The following is a 3525-nucleotide window of genomic DNA, read 5'->3' on the forward strand; positions in this document are numbered from 1 at the left end:
CGCAAAGCACCCTGTTGGGTCCTGAAGGAACAACCCGTGGGTTGTCTTTCAGAACCATGACTCCACCCTTTGATGGTGGGGGACGGTTGCCAGGCATGGCCTGGCCTTGCATACCGCCGGCGTTGGTCGGGCTGGTGTGGGGCGGATCGGGTTGTGGGTTGGTCGTTTGTTGAGAATTGCACAGTGGACGCGAGCATCTTTGTGGTCAAGTTGTCAAGGGCGAACGGTGAATGCCTTGGCACCAGGAGCCGATGAAGGACGTGGGAGGCCGCGATAGGCCTGGGGGAGCTGTCAACCAAGCTGTGATCCCAGGGTGTCCGAATGGGGAAACCCGGCACCAGTCATGTGGTGTCACCTGCACCTGAACACATAGGGTGTATGGAGGGAACGCGGGGAAGTGAAACATCTCAGTACCCGTAGGAAGAGAAAACAAATTTAGTGATTCCGTGAGTAGTGGCGAGCGAAAGCGGATTGAGGCTAAACCGGCTGCGTGTGATACCTGTCAGGGGTTGCGTGGTCGGGGTTGTGGGACCCTGCTGAACAAGCTGACACTTGTTCGAGAAGTTACAAAGTCAGTGGCTAGTCGAACAGTCTGGAATGGCTGACCGTAGACGGTGAAAGTCCGGTAGGTGAAAGTTGCTGACCTTCTGTGGGTGTTCCCGAGTAGCGGCGGACCCCTGAAATCTGCCGTGAATCTGCCAGGACCACCTGGTAAGCCTAAATACTTCCTGGTGACCGATAGCGGACGAGTACCGTGAGGGAATGGTGAAAAGTACCCCGGGAGGGGAGTGAAATAGTACCTGAAACCGTTCGCCTACAATCCGTCGGAGCCTTACGGGGTGACGGCGTGCCTTTTGAAGAATGAGCCTGCGAGTTAGTGGCATGTGGCGAGGTTAACCCGTGTGGGGGAGCCGTAGCGAAAGCGAGTCTGAATAGGGCGAGTTCAGTCGCATGCTCTAGACCCGAAGCGGAGTGATCTAGCCATGGGCAGGCTGAAGCGCGGGTAAGACCGCGTGGAGGGCCGAACCCACCAACGTTGAAAAGTTGGGGGATGACCTGTGGTTAGGGGTGAAAGGCCAATCAAACTCCGTGATAGCTGGTTCTCCCCGAAATGCATTTAGGTGCAGCGTCGCGTGTTTCTTGCCGGAGGTAGAGCACTGGATGGTCTAGGGGGCCCACAAGCTTACCGAAATCAGCCAAACTCCGAATGCCGGTAAGTGAGAGCGCGGCAGTGAGACTGCGGGGGATAAGCTTCGTAGTCGAGAGGGAAACAGCCCAGATCACCAGCTAAGGCCCCTAAGCGTGTGCTAAGTGGAAAAGGATGTGGGGTCGCATAGACAACCAGGAGGTTGGCTTAGAAGCAGCCACCCTTTAAAGAGTGCGTAATAGCTCACTGGTCAAGTGGTTCCGCGCCGACAATGTAGCGGGGCTCAAGCACACCGCCGAAGCTGTGGCATTCACATTTCAACCTCGCTTGGACTTGATTCCTTGTGCAGGTGTGTGGATGGGTAGGGGAGCGTCGTGCCGCGGGTGAAGCAGCGGGGTGACCCAGTTGTGGACGCGGCACGAGTGAGAATGCAGGCATGAGTAGCGAAAGAAGGGTGAGAAACCCTTCCGCCGGATGACCAAGGGTTCCAGGGCCAGGCTAATCCGCCCTGGGTGAGTCGGGACCTAAGGCGAGGCCGAGAGGCGTAGTCGATGGACAACGGGTTGATATTCCCGTACCCGCGAAAGAGCGACCCTGACGAACCTCGCTGTGCTAACCACCCGAACCGCCGGCGGTCTTCGGACCAATGGTGGGGAGCGTGGGAACCTGGCGGGTAGTAGTCAAGCGATGGGGTGACGCAGGAAGGTAGCTGAGCCCGGCCGGTGGTTGTGCCGGGGTAAGCGTGTAGGCCGCGCCATAGGCAAATCCGTGGTGCATGAAGGCTGAGACGTGATGCCGAGCCGATTCAGGTGAAGTCAGTGATCCTATGCTGCCGAGAAAAGCCTCTAGCGAGTTCTTAGCGGCCCGTACCCCAAACCGACACAGGTGGTCAGGTAGAGAATACCGAGGCGATCGGGCGAACTGTGGTTAAGGAACTCGGCAAATTGCCCCCGTAACTTAGGGAGAAGGGGGGCCGGAGACGTGAAGCCCCACGCGGGTGGAGCGTTGTATGGCCGCAGAGAGCAGGGGGAAGCGACTGTTTACTAAAAACACAGGTCCATGCGAAGAAGTAATTCGATGTATATGGACTGACGCCTGCCCGGTGCTGGAACGTTAAGGGGACCTGTTAGCTCTTCGGGGCGAAGCGGAGAACTTAAGCGCCAGTAAACGGCGGTGGTAACTATAACCATCCTAAGGTAGCGAAATTCCTTGTCGGGTAAGTTCCGACCTGCACGAATGGCGTAACGACTTCCCCACTGTCTCAACCACAGGCCCGGCGAAATTGCATTACGAGTAAAGATGCTCGTTACGCGCGGCAGGACGGAAAGACCCCGGGACCTTTACTATAGCTTGACATTGGTATCCGAATTAGCTTGTGTAGGATAGGTGGGAGCCGGTGAAGTCCATACGCCAGTATGGGTGGAGGCAATCTTGAAATACCACTCTGGTTGATTTGGGTATCTAACTTCGGACCGTTATCCGGTTCAGGGACAGTGTCTGGTGGGTAGTTTAACTGGGGCGGTTGCCTCCTAAAGGGTAACGGAGGCGCCCAAAGGTTCCCTCAGCCTGGTTGGCAATCAGGTGTTGAGTGCAAGTACACAAGGGAGCTTGACTGTGAGACTGACAGGTCGAGCAGGGACGAAAGTCGGGACTAGTGATCCGGCACTTGCGAGTGGAAGCGGTGTCGCTCAACGGATAAAAGGTACCCCGGGGATAACAGGCTGATCTTCCCCAAGAGTCCATATCGACGGGATGGTTTGGCACCTCGATGTCGGCTCGTCGCATCCTGGGGCTGTAGCAGGTCCCAAGGGTTGGGCTGTTCGCCCATTAAAGCGGTACGCGAGCTGGGTTTAGAACGTCGTGAGACAGTTCGGTCCCTATCCGCCGTGCGCGTAGGATACTTGAGAAGGGCTGTCCCTAGTACGAGAGGACCGGGACGGACGAACCTCTGGTGTGCCAGTTGTCCCGCCAGGGGCACGGCTGGTTAGCTACGTTCGGAAGGGATAACCGCTGAAAGCATCTAAGCGGGAAGCTCGCTTCAAGATGAGGTATCCCACCATCCTTCGGGATGGGTAAGGCCCCCAGCTAGACGACTGGGTTGATAGGCCGGAAATGTAAGCCCGGTAACGGGTTCAGTTGACCGGTACTAATAGGCCGAGGACTTGACTACAAAGCTGCTACGCGTCCACTGTGCAACTCCCGACAAACGAACAACACCCAGCACCACGCTGGTCGAGTTGTTTGACATGTCGATAGAGTTACGGCGGTCATGGCGGAGGGGAAACGCCCGGTAACATTCCGAACCCGGAAGCTAAGCCCTCCAGCGCCGATGGTACTGCACTCGGGAGGGTGTGGGAGAGTAGGACACCGCCGGACAA

The 3525-nt window shown here is 57.1% G+C and carries 2 rRNA genes; both read left to right on the top strand.

The features are described 5' to 3' along the window. The first annotated feature begins 203 nt into the window (after positions 1-203). Positions 204-3317, top strand: a 23S ribosomal RNA gene (locus V6U89_RS30010). Positions 3318-3406: 89 nt separating this feature from the next. Continuing rightward, positions 3407-3523, top strand: a 5S ribosomal RNA gene (gene rrf / locus V6U89_RS30015). Positions 3524-3525: the final 2 nt, after the last annotated feature.

The organism is Micromonospora sp. CPCC 206171 (assembly GCF_036906755.1).
GTDB lineage: Bacteria > Actinomycetota > Actinomycetes > Mycobacteriales > Micromonosporaceae > Micromonospora > Micromonospora purpureochromogenes.